This window comes from Streptomyces sp. NPDC048277 (genome assembly GCF_040652235.1).
Lineage (GTDB): Bacteria > Actinomycetota > Actinomycetes > Streptomycetales > Streptomycetaceae > Streptomyces.
The window spans coordinates 38387-55907 of record NZ_JBEZLQ010000044.1 but is presented as its reverse complement, the minus strand read 5'-3'; the positions used below and the strand labels follow the sequence as shown (position 1 = coordinate 55907).

10 protein-coding genes are annotated in these 17521 nt (G+C 70.2%); 3 read left to right on the top strand and 7 right to left on the bottom strand.

Going from position 1 to position 17521, the window contains the following annotated elements; all coding sequences use genetic code 11:
* Positions 1-123: 123 nt before the first annotated feature.
* The 4 genes from AB0D85_RS49365 to AB0D85_RS49350 form a co-directional block, all read right to left on the bottom strand.
* Positions 124-912 (bottom strand): glucose 1-dehydrogenase, encoded by a 789-nt coding sequence (locus AB0D85_RS49365; RefSeq protein WP_362337259.1) that lies wholly within the window; start codon positions 910-912, stop codon positions 124-126.
* Positions 913-1210: 298 nt separating this feature from the next.
* Positions 1211-2284 carry a LacI family DNA-binding transcriptional regulator gene (locus tag AB0D85_RS49360; protein WP_362337256.1) on the bottom strand — a complete coding sequence of 358 codons (1074 nt, stop codon included), beginning with the start codon at positions 2282-2284 and terminating at the stop codon, positions 1211-1213.
* 59 nt (positions 2285-2343) lie between these two features.
* Positions 2344-3663 (bottom strand): MFS transporter, encoded by a 1320-nt coding sequence (locus tag AB0D85_RS49355; protein WP_362337253.1) that lies wholly within the window; start codon positions 3661-3663, stop codon positions 2344-2346.
* 91 nt (positions 3664-3754) lie between these two features.
* Positions 3755-6019: a glycoside hydrolase family 3 N-terminal domain-containing protein gene (locus AB0D85_RS49350; protein WP_362337250.1), complete on the bottom strand. Its 2265-nt coding sequence runs from the start codon at positions 6017-6019 to the stop codon at positions 3755-3757.
* 86 nt (positions 6020-6105) lie between these two features.
* Between AB0D85_RS49350 and AB0D85_RS49345 the strand changes: the two genes are divergently transcribed.
* Positions 6106-6726, top strand: coding sequence for a TetR/AcrR family transcriptional regulator (locus AB0D85_RS49345; RefSeq protein ID WP_362337247.1), 621 nt, complete (start codon positions 6106-6108; stop codon positions 6724-6726).
* A gap of 8 nt (positions 6727-6734) precedes the next feature.
* Here the strand turns inward: AB0D85_RS49345 and AB0D85_RS49340 are convergent, their stop codons facing one another.
* Together AB0D85_RS49340 and AB0D85_RS49335 are read right to left on the bottom strand one after the other, a co-directional pair.
* Complete coding sequence (locus AB0D85_RS49340) at positions 6735-8501, bottom strand: DUF5605 domain-containing protein (protein WP_362337244.1); 1767 nt, start codon at positions 8499-8501, stop codon at positions 6735-6737.
* A gap of 124 nt (positions 8502-8625) precedes the next feature.
* Positions 8626-10689, bottom strand: a complete 2064-nt coding sequence (locus tag AB0D85_RS49335; protein ID WP_362337241.1) for a Tat pathway signal sequence domain protein — start codon at positions 10687-10689, stop codon at positions 8626-8628.
* 347 nt (positions 10690-11036) lie between these two features.
* On the opposite strand from AB0D85_RS49335, the gene AB0D85_RS49330 reads away from it, so the two are divergent.
* Both AB0D85_RS49330 and AB0D85_RS49325 read left to right on the top strand, forming a co-directional pair.
* On the top strand, positions 11037-12110 hold the full coding sequence (locus AB0D85_RS49330) for a LacI family DNA-binding transcriptional regulator (RefSeq protein WP_362337238.1): 1074 nt from the start codon (positions 11037-11039) through the stop codon (positions 12108-12110).
* 135 nt (positions 12111-12245) lie between these two features.
* Positions 12246-14921, top strand: a complete 2676-nt coding sequence (locus tag AB0D85_RS49325) for a family 78 glycoside hydrolase catalytic domain (RefSeq protein ID WP_362337236.1) — start codon at positions 12246-12248, stop codon at positions 14919-14921.
* A gap of 73 nt (positions 14922-14994) precedes the next feature.
* On the opposite strand, the gene AB0D85_RS49320 is transcribed toward AB0D85_RS49325, so the two are convergent.
* Complete coding sequence (locus AB0D85_RS49320) at positions 14995-17448, bottom strand: glycoside hydrolase family 3 N-terminal domain-containing protein (RefSeq protein ID WP_362337233.1); 2454 nt, start codon at positions 17446-17448, stop codon at positions 14995-14997.
* Positions 17449-17521: the final 73 nt, after the last annotated feature.

Below are 17521 nucleotides of genomic sequence, written 5' to 3'. Positions count from 1 at the left end.
ATGACCTTCCGTCTCTCCCTCGACGTGCTCGATCCCGGCGGGCAGGCCGGTCCCGCACCCTGACGGACGCCTCACCGGTACGACATCCGTCCCGAATCCGGTGCGAGGGCCTGGAGAACGGGCTCAGCGACCGGCGTCCATCGTTGCTCCGCCGTCGACCATGAGTGTGTGCCCCGTCATGTAGGAGGAGGCGTCACTGGCCAGGAACACCGCCACGGAAGCCACCTCGTCACCGCCCCCGAAACGGGCGAGTGGGATCTGGGCCGTCATGGCAGCGGTCTGCTCGTCGTCCGCGTTCGACAGGAACCGCTTCATGGCGGGTGTGTCGTAGGCGGCGGGGCAGATGGTGTTGACCCGGATGCCCTCGGGCCCCCATTCCCGGGCGACCACCCGTGTCGTGGCGCGGATGGCCTCCTTGGTGGCGGCGTACGAGAAGTGCTCCTGGCGGCCGGAGACACCCGCACCCGAACCGAGGTTGACGACCCGGCCCCCGCGCGCCTTCAGGTGCTCGTAGGACTCCTGGAGGAAGTAGTAGGTGCCGAAGAGGCCGCTGTTCAGGTGCCGCAGCAGGTGCTCGTCGTCGGTGTCCATGAAACGGGCCTGAACGACGCGGAGGTTGTGGGCGTTGTTGACGAGAATGTCGATGCCGCCCCACTCGGACACCGTGCGCTCCACCGCCGCCCGGACCTGGTCCCGCCGACTGACGTCACACGTGATCGCGATGCCCGCCTTCCCGTTCTCGCCGAGTTCGGCGGCGACCCTCTGCGCCGTCTCCGGGTTCAGATCCACGACGGCCACCTGCGCGCCCGCCCGTGCCATGGCGAGCGCGATGTCCCGGCCGAGCCCTTGCCCCGCCCCTGTCACGATCGCGACCTTGCCCGCAAGGGACAGGCCCGCGTTGATGTCTGCCATCCCGGCTCGCTCCTTGATGGAATTCTATGTCAAACATGAGACGTTGTATCAACGTTGGGACTTGAGTATCAGGCATGGACTCGGGGACACAAGGGACCCGAGTGCCACCGTGCGAGGCCCGACGGGCAGTCGGTGCCGTCATCGGGGGCATGGGCCGACGCCCGGAACCGCGAGCTGAGCCACGTCTCCTCGGAGACGGTGACCGACGACGAGCCGACAGCACCCGCGACGGCATCCCCACCGCACCGGCTGTCAGCGGAATGTCGGGCAGGGCTCTCGACGTCCTCGGCGCCGTCGCTCAGCGGCGGCTGTCCTGCCGGGGCGTTCCCGTGGTCGAGCGGCGCACCACCAGTTCCGGTTGCAGAACCGTGTGCGTGTGCTCGTGCTGTGCCCCGTGCGCCGTCTCCTCGATCAGCAGCCGACCGGCACGCAGCCCCATCACGGCTGCGGGCCGGCGTACCGAGGTGAGCGGTACGACGGCGGAGGCCGCGAATTCGATGTCGTCGTAACCCACGATCGCGATGTCCTCGGGAACGCGCAGTCCGGCCTCGTACAGCGCCTGCATCACCCCGAGGGCGAGCAGGTCGTTGGCGCAGAAGACGGCCGTGGGCCGCTGCCGCAGACCCAGGATGCGGTCCCCGGCGTCCCTGCCGGCCGAGACGGTCAGGTCGTGACAGGGCAGTTCCCGCAGACTCGCTGCTGGGAGCGCGGCTCGGTCGACGGCGCTGACCACTCCCCGGCGCCGGTCCCGCACCTGCTGAAGACGGTCGGGACCGCTGACGTACGCGATGGAGCGGTGGCCCTGTTGGAGCAGGTGTCGTACGGCTGCCCGGCTTCCGGAGATGTCGTCGATTCCGACGGAACATGCGGAGGGTTGTGGGGCGTTCTGGTCGGCGATGACGAAGGGAATGGCGTTCCGGCGGAACGCCGATACGGTCTTTCCGATCCCTTCGCCGGAGGACAGTACGGCTCCGCGAATCTGGTGTGAGGACATCAGCGCCATGTGGCGTGCGGCCTCTGCGGGGTCCCGGGCGCCGGTGCACACCGTGACGCCGAGGCCGGCTTCGTGAGCGGCCTGCTCGACGCCGGAGGCGAGAGCCGCGCAGAAGGGGTTGGCGAGGTCGAGGACCATGACGGCGAGCACGCGGGACGCCCAGCCGCGCAGTTTGCTGGCTCCTTCGGCCCGTACGTATCCCAAGGTGTCGATGACGGTCAGGACCCGCGTCCGGGTCGTCTCCGAGACGATCTCCGGACGGTTGAGCACGTTGGAGACGGTGCCGAGCGAGACACCGGCTTCACGCGCCACGTCCGTGATGCCTATCCGGTGGTGTGCGCTCCCGCCGTGGCCTCTGGAAGTGCTCGGTATGGTCATGATTCCTTCCTCGGCTCGACGGATTCGGGGTGATGCCGGGCGTTCGGCAGGGACGGGCGTCAGCGGACGGACTTGACGCGCCGCATCACAACGAGGCCCCCGGCGAGGGTGAACGCGGCGGCGACGAGATAGAGGAGCGTGTAGTCCTTGTCTCCGTCGTCAGCGCCGAGGGAGAGGATCAGCGGCGCGATCAGAGGTGCAGTTGCCTGCGGGACCATGGTGGCGAAGTTGTAGATGCCGGTGTAGCGGCCGGCGTCGGTGTCCCGGTCGGGTAGGACGTCGAGGGCCAGTGCCTGGTCGACGGCCGAGAACAGGCCGACGCCGAGGTTGCTGAGCAGCGCTCCGGCGAAGATGACCGGAACACTCGGCGCCAGCGCCATTACCAACGAACCCGCGGCGAAGGCGCAGGCACCGACCAGTGTGAAGATGCGCCGCTTGCGCAGACGGTCAGAGAGAAGGCCGCCGACGGCCGCGCCCGCTATCGCGCACACGATGCTGCCGCCGGAGAGGGCGGCGACCGTGCGGGCGACGTCGTGCACGCTCACGTGCTGCCGGTCCGCCAGGAAGAAGGCCGTGAACGTCGAGGTCAGGCTGAGGCCGAACATGACCAGGAACTTGCCGAGCCAGTTCCACGCGAAGTCGGGATTCTCCCGCGGGCTGAACATGTAGGCGGCGACCAGTGATTTCCGGGAGAGTCGCTCGCCCACCGGCCGCGTCGCGTGGTGGTCCGGCTCACGCAGACAGCCGACGAAGAGAGCCATGCCCAGCACGCCGAGCACTCCGGGTGCGAGGAACAGCAGGAGGTTGTTGTCCGGCAGGCTGCCGGCGATCAGGACACCGAGGACGGGGGCGAGTTGGATGACCACGCCTACCAGGCCCGACACCTTGCCCCGCTGATCCGTCGGCAGCCGGTCCGCCTGGGAGGCCAGCAGCAGCACCACTACGGTGCCCCAGCCGAGCTGGGCCATGGCCCAGCCGAGGCCGAGGACCAAGAGGTCGGGGGCCTCGGCCAGCACGACGAGGGCGGCGCCCCCCACGACCGTCGCCGCGGCCAGATAGGGACGGCGGCGGCCGAGCCGGCTACGGGTACGGTCGCTGAGGCGACCGACCACCGGCGGGACCACGACGGCCACGAGGCCCCCCACGCCCGTCACGTAGCCGAGATATTCCTCGTGATGGGGTGCCAGGCGTGACACCTGGATCGACAGGGACAGCCCGAGTGGGGTGACCAGGGCCATGTACACGCCCAACTGGGCGATGGTCAGCAGCCAGACATAGGCGGTGCCGGCCGGGGCGTGCGGTTCGTCGGACGCGTGCGCCTGGGCGGCCGATGATTCGTAGGGGGCCCCGGCGGGTGCCGGGCCGGGGATGACGGCCACGGTGACCTCTTGATCTGACGAAGGCGGATGCCCGCGCTGTCGGGCATGGGGAGTGGCACACGGGCCGTGTGGGCGTGACCGCGCGTCGCGGTCACGCACCGCCGTTGGCGGCTGCGAGTAGGTCGGCGAGAGCTTGCGGGGACACGTCGGGCATACCGAGGGCCAGCATCCGGCGCAGCGGCATGGAACCCATCAGCAGGAGCCCAGTCTCGTCGTTGTCGAAGTCGCGGGCGCCAGGACGGGAGACGGCGGCGAGGACACGCCGCAGTGCCGCGCGAGCCTGCGGACGGTTGATCCACTCCTCCACCGCCGAGTCGAGCGTCAGAGGGAGTTCCGGGGGTGCCACGGAGAGATCGACGACGGCGGTGAGCCTCAGGTCGCGGGAGGAGGCACCCGCCGAAATGCGGAAGGTCCCAGGCTCGACCGTCCAGGCGCGGCGCCGCTCGTCCCAGAACGCGAAGTCCCGCTCGTCGAGGGACAGTTCGACCCGGCGGCTCTCGCCGGGAGCGAGGCGGACTTTCCGGAACGCCTTGAGTTCCCGCTCGGGCCGGTCAACGGACGCCTCGACATCGGTGACGTAGACCTGGGCGACCTCGCTGCCGGTCCGTTGCCCGGTGTTGGTCAGCGTGAACGCGACGACGGCCGCGTTGCGGCGGGGGTCGGGCACCCGCACGGCCAAGTCCGTGTACGCGAAGGTCGTGTAGGAGAGGCCGTGGCCGAAGGGATGGCCGACGTCGCGGGCCGTCTTGTCGTACCAGCGGTACCCGACGTAGAGGCGCTCGCCGTACAGCACCCGCTCGGGTGTGCCAGGGAAGTTGATGTGCGCGGGGGTGTGGGACAACGCCAGCGGGATCGTCTCGGCCAGGCGGCCGCCCGGTTCGGCCCGGCCGAGCAGCACATCGGCCGCTGCGCCGCCGGACGCCTGTCCGCCGAGCCACAACTCCAGGACGGAACGGGCGAGTTCCTCGATCTCATGGGTGACGACGACGCCTCCGTTGCTGAGCACGACGGCGATGCGCGGGTTGACGGCGGCGACGGCGCGCAGCAGGTCGAGCTGGACGTCGGGCAGGTCGAGGCACGTACGGTCGAAGCCCTCGGACTCCGCCGCCTCCGGTAGGCCGAGGAAGACGACGACGTCGTCGGCGTTCTGGGCGGCGGCCACGGCCTCGTCGATCAGCTCCGGGGACGGGGAGCTGTCGAGGCGGAACCCCGGGGCGAATGTGATGTCACGTCGGCCGTCGACCGCCCGGGTCAGCTCCTCCAGCGCTGTTTCCAGTCGGGTCGGTTGTACGTGTGAGCTGCCGCCGCCCTGGAAGCGCGGGGTGCGGGCGAACTCGCCGAGCACCGCGAGTCCGCCGCCTCGCGAGGCGTCCAGGGGCAGGAACGCCTCCTCGTTGGTGAGCAGGACGGCCGATTCCGCGGCCGCGCGGCGGGTCAGCTGACGGTGGTGCTCGTGGTCCACCGCGGGCACGCCGGTGGTGCGCCGTGCGTAGAGGTCGGCGGCGACTCGCAGGATCCGTTCGGCGGCCCGGTCGAGGTCGGCTTCGTCGAGCGTTCCCTCCTTGACCAGGGCAGCGAGCTCCGCCGCGCCGCGGTCACCGGTGCCCGGCATCCTCAGATCGAGCCCTGCCGGGATCGCGGCCGCAGGGTCGGCGACGGCACCCCAGTCCGAGACGACGAAGCCGTCGAAGCCCCATTCCTCTCGCAGCACCTCGGTGAGCAGCCAGCGGTTCTGGGCGGCGGGCACGCCGTTGAGGGCGTTGTAGGCGGCCATCACGGTGGCTGGTGCGGAGTTCCGAACGGCGTACTCGAACGCCGGCAGGTAGATCTCCCGCAGGGTGCGCTCGTCGACCTCGGCGTTGACCCGCATCCGATTGGTCTCCTGGTTGTTGGCCGCGAAGTGCTTGAGTGAGGCGCCCACTCCGCTCTGTTGCAGTCCGCGTACCCAGGCGGCGGCCAAGTGGCCGGACAACACCGGATCCTCGGAGAAGTACTCGAAGTTGCGTCCGCACAACGGAGTGCGCTTGATGTTGAGGCCGGGGCCGAGCAGCACGTCGACTCCCAGCGCGCGGCTCTCGGCAGCCAGGGCCTCGCCGATCTCCTCCAACAACTCGGTGTCCCAGGACGACCCCATGGCCGCCGCCGTCGGGAAGGCCGTAGCAGGGCGGCAGTTGTAGAGATCGCCGGGGTCGGCGTCCTCCGCCAGCCGGCGCACACCGTGCGGTCCGTCGGTCAGGACGAGAGCGGGGACTTCCAACCGTTCCACGGCGGCCGTCGTCCAGACCGTGTCGCCGGCGACTAGGGCGGCCTTCTCGTCCAGGGTCAGGAGAGCGGCCACGGCTTGAGGGTCGAACATGAGCCACACCACCAAAAGTTAAAAGCATTTAGGTATTGAACGGTGGCAGAGTAACCCGAATCCCGAAGACTGTTAAGGTTTTCGACATGAACGGGAACGCGAGTGGACGTGCGAGTACGAGCGGTACGGCGGCCAGGCGCGGCCCGTACGCGAAGACGGCCGGGCGCGTCGAGCACATCCTCGACGTGGCCCTGCAGCTCTTCGCCGCCAACGGCTACCGGGCCACGACGATGAAAGAGATCGCCGAAGGCGTGGGCATCAGCCAGCCGGGGCTGATGCACCACTTCCCGGGGAAGCAGGACATCCTGATCGCGGTGTTGCGCCGCTGGGATGACCGGTCCCCGGCCCGGAGCTCCGACTACGATGAACTTCCGCTGCTCGAACGCCTGTTGCAGACGGTCGACTACATCCTGCAGAACCGGACATCCGCCGCCCTGCACTGCGTCCTGTCCGCCGAGGCCACCGACCCGCGGCACCCGGCGCACGCCTACTTCAAGGAGCGCTACGGGCGCAGCGTCGCCCGGGCGACCGCGTCGTTCGAGGGCCTGCGGCGCCGGGGCGTACTGCGCCCCGGCGCCGATCCGGCTGCCCTCGCCCGCATGCTCATCGCGCTGCTCGACGGGCTTCAGCTGCAGTGGCTGCTCGGTGCGACGCCCGTGGACTTCCGCGCCGAACTACGACAGTTCGTCGATGCCTGGACGGTGTGAAGACGCGCTCAGGCGGTGTCCTCCTCCAGTGCCCTCAGCCGTACCGCCAGGTAGGGGCGGCCGGGCAGCGTCACCGTGACGGTGCCCTCGTACGAGCCCGGTACCTCGGTGATCGTCATGTTCCAGGTGTCGATGACCTCGACGCTCCAACGCTGCCCCGCGGGCAGGAAGAAGGTGCGCACGCCCGGCTGTCCCAGGCCGAAGTACGTGAGGAGGTAGCGGCCCGCGACACCACCGGTGGGGAAGTCGAAGTCCGACGGGAGCGGATCGATGCCGCCGGCGTCGGCCGGCGTCTGCTCCATCACCGTGCGCAGGAATGCGAGCCGCGGGCTGCTCTCACCCCTCAGTAGACCGCCCTTGGACCACCAAAGCACGTCGTTCTCGCCGTCGAGGAAGCACTCGCCGTGCGTGACGTAACCGCCGCGCACCACACCTTCCCAGCAGCGCCGCACCATCTCCTGGGGCGTGAGATTGCCCCAGCCCCACTCGACGTCGCCCTCGTAACCCATCTCGTCCAGGGTGACCGGCTTGGCCCACTCCTCACGCCACTGCGCGGTGCGCTCCGGGGGCCGCTGGATGCTGGAGTGGGTGACCCACTCCGCCGAATTGTCGTACAGGTCGACGCAGTTGTGGTTGCCGATCAGGTGCGCGTGCGGGTCGGTCTCGCGGATCACGGCCGCCGCGCGGTGCCAGTGGTCGGCGTCCTTGGACCACACCAGGTCGTACTCGTTCGCCAGCGACCACCACACATTGCGGTGCGCGGCGAGACGTGCGACCACGTACCGCAGATAGCGCTCGTCGGCGGCTGGGCCCATGTCGGAGAAGCCCCAGCGGTCGTACGGGTGGAACAGGATGAGGTCGGCCTCGATGCCCAGCTGCCCCAACCGCTCGATCCGGTCCTCCAGGTGACGGAAGAAGCCGGGGTCGAAGCGCGAGAAGTCCCAGCCGTCCTCGGGCGAGCCCGTGTACGGGTAGCGCTCGGGCTCCTCGGTGTTGTGGATGTACGACTTCGGGAAGACGCACATCCGGATCTTGTTGAACGGGCCGTCGGCGAGCGACTGCAGCGTCTGCTTCTCCAGCGCCTCGCTCTGGTGCGTCCACGCGTACGAGGTCGTGCCCAGCGGCAGGTACCGGGTACCGTCGGCGTACCGGAAGTGGAAACGGTCGTGGACGCGGACCGGTCCGTGGTCCGCCGGGGCGGCGGGCGCGCAGTGGAAGGTGCCCGAAATCCCGGAGAGCGAACGGGCGTTGCTGCCGGTACGGAACGACCAGGTGCCCTCCTCGTCCGGCATCAGCCGGACACGGTAGACGCCGTCACCGTCGTAGAAGCCGTGGGCCGTCACCGTCCGCTCCCCGCAACGGAATTCGGCACTCAGGTCCACGTCGGTGAAGGGGTTGCCGTGTGAAGGCCCGTGCAACTCCAGCTCGAAGACGCGCCACTTGGGCACGCTCTCCTCGAACACCGTGTGAGCGCTGCCCGCTGCCACGTTCGTGGCCTCATAGCCCGAGGACGGGGTGGGAACCTGCTCCTCCGGAACCGGCTCGACGGCCGGGGCCACCGGCACGGACGCCAACTCCGCGAACAGTGCCTCGCACGCCGCGGGATCGATGCGGGTGGGCAGCGCGAAACCTGTCACCTGGCGCAGGGTGCCGCGCAGGAACTGGACGCGCGACCAGTCCTCCTCGATGCCGGGCAGATACTTGTGGACCACAGCTGCGGCCTGGTCATTGCGCAGCACATCGCGCAGTACGGAATCGGGGCCGTAGGACTTCAAGGTCAGTCTCCTGCTGAAGGAAGGACGAAGTGCTGGGCAGGCGGAGCCCCGAGCGGGGAGGCCGAGCGGCTCCGCCCGCCCTGCACCGGTGAGACGGCGCTGAGCGCGGCCGTCGGTCAGAGGGTCAGTGCACGACGACGCGTACGCGACCCAGGTTCTGCACCCGTGCGAACGGGGTCTTCGCATCACCCTCGCGCTGCACGGTGGCGCGCAGGACCGCGAAGTAGGTGCCGGGTTCGGAGTACGCGTGGGTACGGTGCAGCTCCACGTCGTCGCGCCCCGCACCGAACGGCACCGGCACGAACGCACCCGTACCTCGCGCGTCCCACTCGACGGACACCAGCTCGCCCGCACCCCGCGGCACCTGGACCGTGGCGCGGAAGACGACCCGCTGCCCCGTACCGACCTCGACGCGGTCCCCGTCACCCACGCTCAGGTGGACCACCGGCTGCACACCATGGCGGACCGACGCGCGCGCGGGAACGCTCACCTGGCCGTCGGAAACGGTGTAGTTGGTGGACCGGGGCGGCTTGTTGCCGTGCTCCACCCAGGCGCTCACGTCACGCAGCGCCTGCTGCACGATCAGCGGAAAGTCGATGAAGTGCGTCTGACGCGCGGGCGTCATGGGGGCGTCTTCCTGGTGGTCCGCGTAGTCGTTGTACCAGAGGCGGAAGGCGTCGTCGTAGGCGTCCCCGAGCTGGGTCCGCACCTGCTGGTCGTACCAGTCGGCGTGCCAGGGGAAGGCGTCGGAGTCCATCAGGTTGGCGACGACGATGGTCTTCGCGTTCAGCAGCCCGGTCCAACCGCCCCCGCCGGCGGCGCCCTTCGAGATGAGCGGGGCGATCTCGACGGAGCGCTGCGGGTAGCGCGGCTTGCCGTCCGCGTTCAGGAACTGGTCCCAAACGTGGAACCCGGCGCGGCTCGGGATCTGATGCCGGTAGTAGGAGCACAGGGCGAGGAACCAGCGATTGTCGATCCGTAGCCGGGCACCCTCGGCGATGCCGGCGAGGACTGTGCCGTAGTTGCCGCTCGCCACGGTGACGGTGCGGGTGTCGGCGTCCAGGGAGCCCTGCAGCGCGCCGATCTTCGTACCGTCGGCGGCGTACAGAGTGAGGTCCGCGCCGGTCACGTCCTTCGACGGGGCCGCGGCGAGGGTGAGGCTCGTCGGGGCCTTGTCGGAGTCGAGGACGACCTTGGTGATCGCGACGGTGTCGTCGACAAGTCCCTCGCGGAACCGCTCGCCCAGCGCCGACTTCTCGGTGCCGAGGTAACCGGGGGCGCTCCAGAAGTCGTCCGCGTACGTCGGGTCGAACATCTTGGCCATGTAGTTGAAGTTGGTGAGGATGACCCGGTTGTCCAGGCCCATGACATGGCCGGAATCGTCCCAGGCGCGCGCGGGGACGCCCATGCGCGTCACCTCTTCGAGGGCGACACGCTCGGCCGCGTCGAGTGCCGCGTACGGGTCGCCGCTGCCGCCGGGCCGCAACGCGTCGGCGATGTGATCTGCCTTCGCCCGCAGCACGTAATAGGCCATCATCCGTACGTGGAAGTTGTTCGGGATCGCCGTCGGCGCACCCACGATGAACGGCACACCGCCGTCCCACACACCTGTCGTGTTCTCCAGCGCGCCCATCGTCTGGTAGGAGCCGCCGCTGCCGCCGTAGATGTAGCCGTGGATACGACGGGTGGTCCCGTAGTAGGCAGCGGCCACCTTCCGGGAGAAGACGGCGGCCGCCGCGTCGGCGGCGAACCCGCCGCCACCCGCACACTGCACCGTGTAGGCGCCACTGTCGGCGCCGAACGCGACCGCGGTGTCGGAGGGGGTCTCGCTGATCGACGGGTAGACCTTGTGGAAGAACCGGCCGCGCCACTGGCGCTTGGGCGGGAAGCAGAAGGTGAACTTCTTGTCGGTGCCCTCGAAGTGACCGGTCACCCTTCGATGGGGGACTGGTGAGGTGAGGTCGTCAGTGGTGTCGATCACGGGGTTGGCGTACGCCGGGTCGATCTCGTACGCCGTGGCGTTGGAGGAGGCCGAGGAGGCGGCCGGTGCGCCCGCGGACGCGACTTGCGTGCCGAGCGCCGAGGCGCCGACCACGGCGGCGGAGCCCACCGCGGTGTTCCGTACGAAGTGACGCCGGGACCACGCCGGAGCCCGGTTCGGGACGCCGAACGAATCAGGTCTGAGCATGATATTTCTCCCTTGTACGGACGGCGCCGGGGTGCTCGTCGGCAGCCGCTCGGCTGCCCTGTGGCGTGTGCGGATGCGGGGTGGTGTGAGTTCGTCGCGCTGTCCTGCGCCCAGGGGTGTGCACAGTCGTGCAGGCGGGCGAGAGGAGCAGGATATGCAACGTTCTACGCCGGGAACGTATGGAGTCGCCCGGTGGAGCGTCAAGAGTCGTGGGGCACCTCGAATGGTTACGATTCTGTAACGTGACTGACTCTTGGGCTTCATCAAGAGACTGCGGTGCATGCGCTGTTCGAGGCACGAATCCGGGCTGGTAGAACGTTCGCCATAACTGTCTTAAGATGCGCCGCATGAACACTGCGGGGGACGAACGCACCATCGCGCGGGCGCAGTCACCGGTCCGCACTCGGCGGGCCACCATGCAGGATGTGGCGCGGGAAGCGGGTGTCTCCGTATCGGCCGTCTCCAAGGTTGTTCGCGATGCCTACGGCGTCAGCCCGGACATGCGTGACCGTGTCAACGCGGCGATCGAGCGCCTGGGCTACCGTCCGCACGCCGGGGCGCGGGCGATGCGCGGCAGCACCTTCACGGTGGGTGTGGTCCTTCCCGACCTGTCCTCGCCGTTCCCCACCGAGGTCGCCCACGGAGTGAGTCAGGAACTGGGCGACACGGCCTTCCAGGAGATCATCGCGTTGGGCGGCGTCGAGCCCAAGGCGCAGCGCAGGGCCATCGAGGCATTGGTGGACCGCCATGTCGACGGGCTCGTCCTGGTCGCGCCCTGGATCGAGGTGGCCTGGGTCGAGGAACTGGCTGTCCGCGTCCCGGTCGTGGCCGTCGCGCTGCATGGCGCTCCGGAGAACTTCGACACGGTGACCAGTGACGACCGGCTGGGCGCCGCGCTGCTCGTCGATCACCTGGCCGCTCTCGGCCACCGCCGGATCGCTCACACCGCCATGCCCGACGGCCCGTTCCGGGAGCCTTTCGTGCTGTCCCACACGGCGCGCCGGCACGGCTACGAGGCGGCTGTGCGTCGTCGTGGCCTGGAGCCGGACGTCGTTGTCACCTCCTACAGCGAGGAAGGCGGATACGCGGCCGCCCGAGAACTGTTCTCCCGCGCCGAACCGCCGACGGCGATCCTGGCCGGTGCCGACGTCGCGGCCCTGGGTGTCCTGCGAGCGGCCGAGGAGTGGGGTCTGTCCGTCCCCGGCGATGTGTCGATCGTGGGTTACGACAACATCATGCCCAGCCGGATCGGGAGGATCTCGCTGACCACCGTCGACCAGTCGGGGCCGCTGACGGGATCGGTGAGCGCCCGACTGCTGCTGGAGCGCATCCAGGGCCGTGAGAGGCCCGTGCACTACGTCATCGCGCCACGACTCGTCCCGCGCTCCACCGCTGCGGCCCCGCCGTCCGTCGAGCCCTGAGAGGGCGGCGTGGTCGCAGCGGACAGCGGAGAGGCCTTTCAGGGAACCGCCTCCCGAGTGCCGCAGCTTTCGTTGACACGGGTACTGGGGCTCTCTAGCGTTCATGTGTAACGTTATACGAACTGTGCTCACACCATGAAGGAAGCCGTGACTCACGCGCCGCACAGCAACCGGCACCACAGTGCACCGCGCTGGACCGCCCAATGGATCGCCAGGCCCGTACCGTCCGGGCAGCGCGTCCTGCGCGCCGTCGACGGTGACCACATCGCCTGGGCCGAACCGGGACACACCCTGTCGCAGTCCTTCACCGCTCCAGGGCCGGTCACCGCCGTCAATGTGGACGCGGTGCGGCCGGACGCGGAGAGCCCGGTGGCCGAGATCGAACTGTGCGACGAGGCCGGCAAGCCGCTCCCTTCCACCACCGTCGGCACCGACCACATCGCCGTGTGGGACCGCTTCACCAACTTCCTCGCCTTCGACCCGCCGCTTCCGCCCGGCACGTACACGCTGCGCCTGCGGGCGGTCTCGGGCCGGATCGGCTGGCGCGGGTTCGCGCAGGTCCCGGCGGGTGCCGCGGACGACGGCGTGTCGCCGACCCCCCTGACGGGCGCCGCCTGCCGTGACGGGTTGCCCGAGGGTGGACTCCGGTGTGTCGGCGTCGAGACCGTTCCCGCACCCGACCCGGCCTTCCGCCGTCGCTTCACCCTCGACACGGAACCCTCCGCAGCACGCCTGTACGCGGTCGGCCTGGGCTACGGCCACTTCACCGTCAACGGACACCCCGTCACCGATGCTGTACTGGAGCCGGCGCCGACGGCGTACGACAAGACGGTGCTCTACCGGGAGTACGACGTCACCGCACTGCTGAGGAAGGGCCGGAACGAGATTCGCGCCGCCCTCGGCCGCGGCTTCTTCGCGGCACGCGGCGGCAGCACCTGGGGCTGGAACCTGGCCCCCGCACACCGCGAGCCGATGATGCTCGCCCAGCTCGAATGGTCGGACAGCGAGGGCGCAAGCGGACGACTGGTCTCGGACGGCAGCTGGGAGACCGCCGCCGGCGAGGTGGTCAGTGACGTCCTCTACACGGGCGTCACCCACGACCCGGCAGCCGCGGCCCGCGCGCCCTGGACGGCGGCCGCAGTGGTCACCGGGCCGGGCGGACGCCTTGTCCCCGCCGAACTGCCGCCGATCCGCCGCTTCGCCCCGCTGGCGCCGGTATCAGCGACCCCGCATCCGACCGACGGCACGGTGTACGACTTCGGGGTGACGATCGCCGGGCGGGCGGCGCTCACCCTGACCTCGGACCTTCCGGGCGCGGAGGTAGTGGTCCGGTACGGGGAGACCCTGGACGCGGACGGCGCCGTGTTCTGCGACAACATCCTCGCGGCGGGTGAGGCCCAGACCGACCGCTACGTGACCACCGGTACCGAGCGACAAGCCCTCTGGGAGCCGGAGTTCACCTACAAGGGCTTCCGGTATGCCAGTGTCCGGGTCGTCGGCGCGGAGGCGCACGTGGAGAGGGTCAGTGCCGTGCCCCTGCACACCGATGTCCAGCGGATCGGCTCCTTCGACTGTGACGAACCCACCCTCGCCTGGATCGACGCCGCCACCGCCCGCACCTTCCTGAACAACCTGCACGGCATCCCCACCGACACCCCCGTGTACGAGAAGAACGGCTGGACCGCCGACACCCATCTGGCCACGGAAGCCCTCCTGCACCACTTCGATCTCCGCACCACCTTCGCCAAGTGGGTGGACGACCATGTCGACGCCCAGGACGCCGATGGCACCGTGCCCACGATCGTCCCCACGCCGGGTTGGGGCCGTGGCCTCGACCCGGCCTGGAGCGCCTCGATCGTTCTCGTTCCGTGGAACCTGTACTGGGAGTACGGCGACCGGCAGCTGCTGAGCCGACAGTTTCCCGCTCTGCGCGCATACGCCGACCATGTCCTCGCGATCGCCGAGGGTGCCGGCTGGCTGTGGCCCCTGCACAGCTGGACCGACTGGCTGGCGCCGGGCCATGCCTTCGCCCCCGAGGGGGCGGCGCCGACCGGCACCATGATGGTCAAGCTCCTCGCCGACCGAATGGCCCTGATCTGCGCCGAACTCGGCGAGGAGGAGGCCCGGTCGAGGTACGAGTCCGCCTCCCGCGCCCTGGGCTCGGCCTACCACGCGGCCTACTTCGACCCCGCGAGCGGCTGTTACACAGCGCCGGTGTCCGGTGTGGGATACCGGCAGACCATGAACATCCTGCCGCTCGCCTTCGACGCCGTACCCGCCGAGCACGTCGCGGCGGTGTTCCGATCTCTCGCCGACGACCTGGAGCAGCGCACCGACGGGCACCTCGACTGCGGGGCCATCGGCGTCAAGTACCTTCCGCAGGTTCTCGGTTCCCACGGACGTCTCGATCTCGCGGTCACCGTCCTCACCCGGCCGACCCGGCCCGGCTGGGACGTGTGGCGACAGGCGGGCAGCGACACCCTGTGGGAGGCGTGGGGCCTCGATGCCCGCTCCCGCAACCACTTCTTCCTGGGATCGGTCTCCGCCTGGATCCAGCAGCGCGTCGGAGGCCTGTCCGCCACCGCCCCGGGCTGGCGGACCTTCGACGTGAGCCCGCCGCACGACGACCGCGTCACCCGCGCCGACACCACCCACCGCACCCCGTACGGCGAGATCCGTGCCGCCTGGCAGCGGGCGGGGGAGCGGAGGACGGTCCACGTCACCGTCCCCGAGGGCACCCTCGCCACCGTACGGCTGCCCGGGCACGGGCCGGTCGAACTCGGGCGCGGCACGCATGAGCTGACGCGATAGCCGGCCGTGGAACGCTTCGGGGCCCGTGCACGCGATGTGCACGGGCCCCGAAGCGTTCCGGCTCCAGCGAGGATCAGCCCGTCGTCACCGCCGTCGACCCCGTCTCGGACAGGAACGCCCGCTCCGCACTGCGCAGCGTCCGCACCGGTCCCGCCAGGGTGAACTCCCCGGTGAGCCGCTTGTCGTCCGAGTCGAGCCCGAGGAACAGCTCCCCCGCGCTCGGCCGCACCGAGAACGCTCCGTCGGTCCCGGTGCACCCCAGCTGGGAGGCGTCCACCGTGAACGTGACCCGCCGTCGCTCGCCCGGCGCCAGCTCGACGCGCTCGAACCCGGTGAGTTGCTGGGCCGGCCGGGTCAGTCCCGCCGTGCGCAGTCCCACGTACAGCTGGACCACCGTCGCGCCGGAGCGGGCACCGGAGTTGGCGGCGACGGCCGAGACGGTGAGCCGTCCGTCCGTGGCCACCTCGGCGTCGTAGGACAGCTCGCTCAGCTCGAAGGTGGTGTAGCTGAGGCCGTGCCCGAACGGGTACAGGGGAGCGGCGGTCATGTCCAGGTAGTGGTGGGGGTTGTGCGGGGCGACCGGCTTGCGGTACCCGGTGCCGGCGGGCTGATGGTGGTACACCGGGATCTGGCCGGTGTGGCGGGGGACGCTGTACGGCAGCTTGCCGCTCGGGTCGACCGCGCCGAACAGCACCTCGGCCACCGCGCTCGTCCCGAACGGACCGCCGAACGGGGCGATCACCAGGGCCTGCGCCGAGCGCACCACGTCGGGCAGGGTGTACGGGCGGCCCTGGAAGAGGACGACGACGAGCGGCTTCCCGGTCGCCGCGACCGCCTCCGCGAGCCGTGTCTGCACGGCGGGCAGGCTGATGTCCGCGGTGTCGGAGTCCTCGCCCTCCGTCCGGTCACCGGTGAACCACAGGCTGGCCCCGCCCAGCGCGAGGACCACCACATCGCAGTCCTCGGCGGCACGCACCGCGGCCGCGACCGCCGCCGACTCGTCGTCCAGCTCGCGGATCAGTCCGCACCCCGGCTCGACCGTCACCGACCGTGCGAACTCGCCGATCTCCTCGCCCAGGGGCTTGGCTCCGTAGCGGGTTCGGGCGAGTTGCTCGGGGTCGGCGGCCTCCAGGACGGTGGTGAACCAGGAGGCCTCCGGGGTCTGGGCCCCGGCCATGGTGCCGGCGGCCCCCTCCATGACGCCGTTGACCGCCTCCCGCCAGGCCGGGAAGGTGTAGGCGGGGAACTGGCGCAGCACCGTGTCCGCGTGCGGGCCGATCAGGGCCACGTTCAGGGACCGGTCCGCGGGCAGCGGCAGCAGGCGGGTGTCGTTGGCCGCGAGGACGACGGCTCTGCGGGCGAGTTCACGGGACACCTCGCGCCCCTCGGTGGCGGTCGCCCGCACGTCGATCGTCTCGTGGGGGTACGGGTTCTCGAACAGGCCGAGCGCGAACTTCGCCCGCAGCACCCGCAGGACCGAGGTGTCGACGACACTCTCGTCCAGCTCCTTGTTCCGCACCAGCTCCGCGAGTCCCTCCCCGTAGCCGTACGGGGCGGGGAACTCGACGTCGAGGCCCGCGGTGAGGGCGAGCCGCGCCGCCTCGGCCGGTGTGGCGGCGGCCTTCTGGACGTCCACCGCAAGCGGCAGGGAGTCGTAGTCGGAGGAGACGAAGCCGTCGAAGCCCAGGACGTCCCGGAGCAGGGTGGTGAGGACGGAGCGGTCGAGACTCACGGGTACGCCGTCCATGGCGGCGTAGGAGTTCATCACCGAGCCGAGTCCGGCCAGGTGGATGGCCGCCTCGAAGGGATAGGCGTAGAGGTCGCGCAGGCGGCGCGGACCGAGATCCACCGACGCCTGGTTACGGCCGCCGAGCGAGGCCGCGTATCCGAGGAAGTGCTTCGCCGTGGCGATGACACCCTCACGCAGGTCGTCGCCCTGCATGCCCTGGGTGTAGGCGACGGAGAGCGCGGCGGCGAGGTAGGGGTCCTCGCCGTACGTCTCGTGGACGCGGCCCCAGCGGGGGTCGAGGGCGATGTCCATCACGGGGGAGAGGACGTGCGCGATACCGGCGCGGCGCAGCTGCCGGCGGGTCAGGTCGCTCATCGCCCGGACGAGGTCGGGGCTGAAGGTGGCGCCGAGGCCGATCGCCGTCGGGTACACCATGTGACCGCCGGCCAGCGGACCGTTGAGGGCCTCGGCGTGGAACAGGGCCGGGATGCCGAGACGGGTGCGGGTCAGGAACTGTCGTTGTACCGCGCCGACAAGGCGTGCCAGCTGTGCGGGGTCGTCGGTGATCAGCTGGGCGATGTGTCCGGGCGGGCAGCTTGCGAGCAGCTCCTGCGCGGATCCGGGGAGCACGGAGCCGTCAGGGTTGACGAAGGCCCAGGGCAGGAAGGAGCTGAGTTGCCCGCACTTCTCCTCCAGGGTCATCTGCCGCAGCAGTAGCTCGGCCCGCTCGGGCGCGGACAGGGAGGCGTCGAGGTGGGGCAGGGGCGTGGTGCCGGGGGCAGTGGGAGAAGGGGGCACGGGCATGGTCCTCGTTCCAGGAGGCAGGCGCTGGGCGGGCGAGGAGCGGAGGTCTGTCCGGGACGCGGGTCGG

Excerpts from the sequence above, each read along its gene's own strand:
- AB0D85_RS49365 (WP_362337259.1), bottom strand. The coding sequence starts at position 912 with ATGGCAGACATCAACGCGGGCCTGTCCCTTGCGGGCAAGGTCGCGATC.
- AB0D85_RS49360 (WP_362337256.1), bottom strand. The coding sequence starts at position 2,284 with ATGACCATACCGAGCACTTCCAGAGGCCACGGCGGGAGCGCACACCAC.
- AB0D85_RS49350 (WP_362337250.1), bottom strand. The coding sequence starts at position 6,019 with ATGTTCGACCCTCAAGCCGTGGCCGCTCTCCTGACCCTGGACGAGAAG.
- AB0D85_RS49345 (WP_362337247.1), top strand. The coding sequence starts at position 6,106 with ATGAACGGGAACGCGAGTGGACGTGCGAGTACGAGCGGTACGGCGGCC.
- AB0D85_RS49335 (WP_362337241.1), bottom strand. The coding sequence starts at position 10,689 with ATGCTCAGACCTGATTCGTTCGGCGTCCCGAACCGGGCTCCGGCGTGG.
- AB0D85_RS49330 (WP_362337238.1), top strand. The coding sequence starts at position 11,037 with ATGAACACTGCGGGGGACGAACGCACCATCGCGCGGGCGCAGTCACCG.
- AB0D85_RS49325 (WP_362337236.1), top strand. The coding sequence starts at position 12,246 with ATGAAGGAAGCCGTGACTCACGCGCCGCACAGCAACCGGCACCACAGT.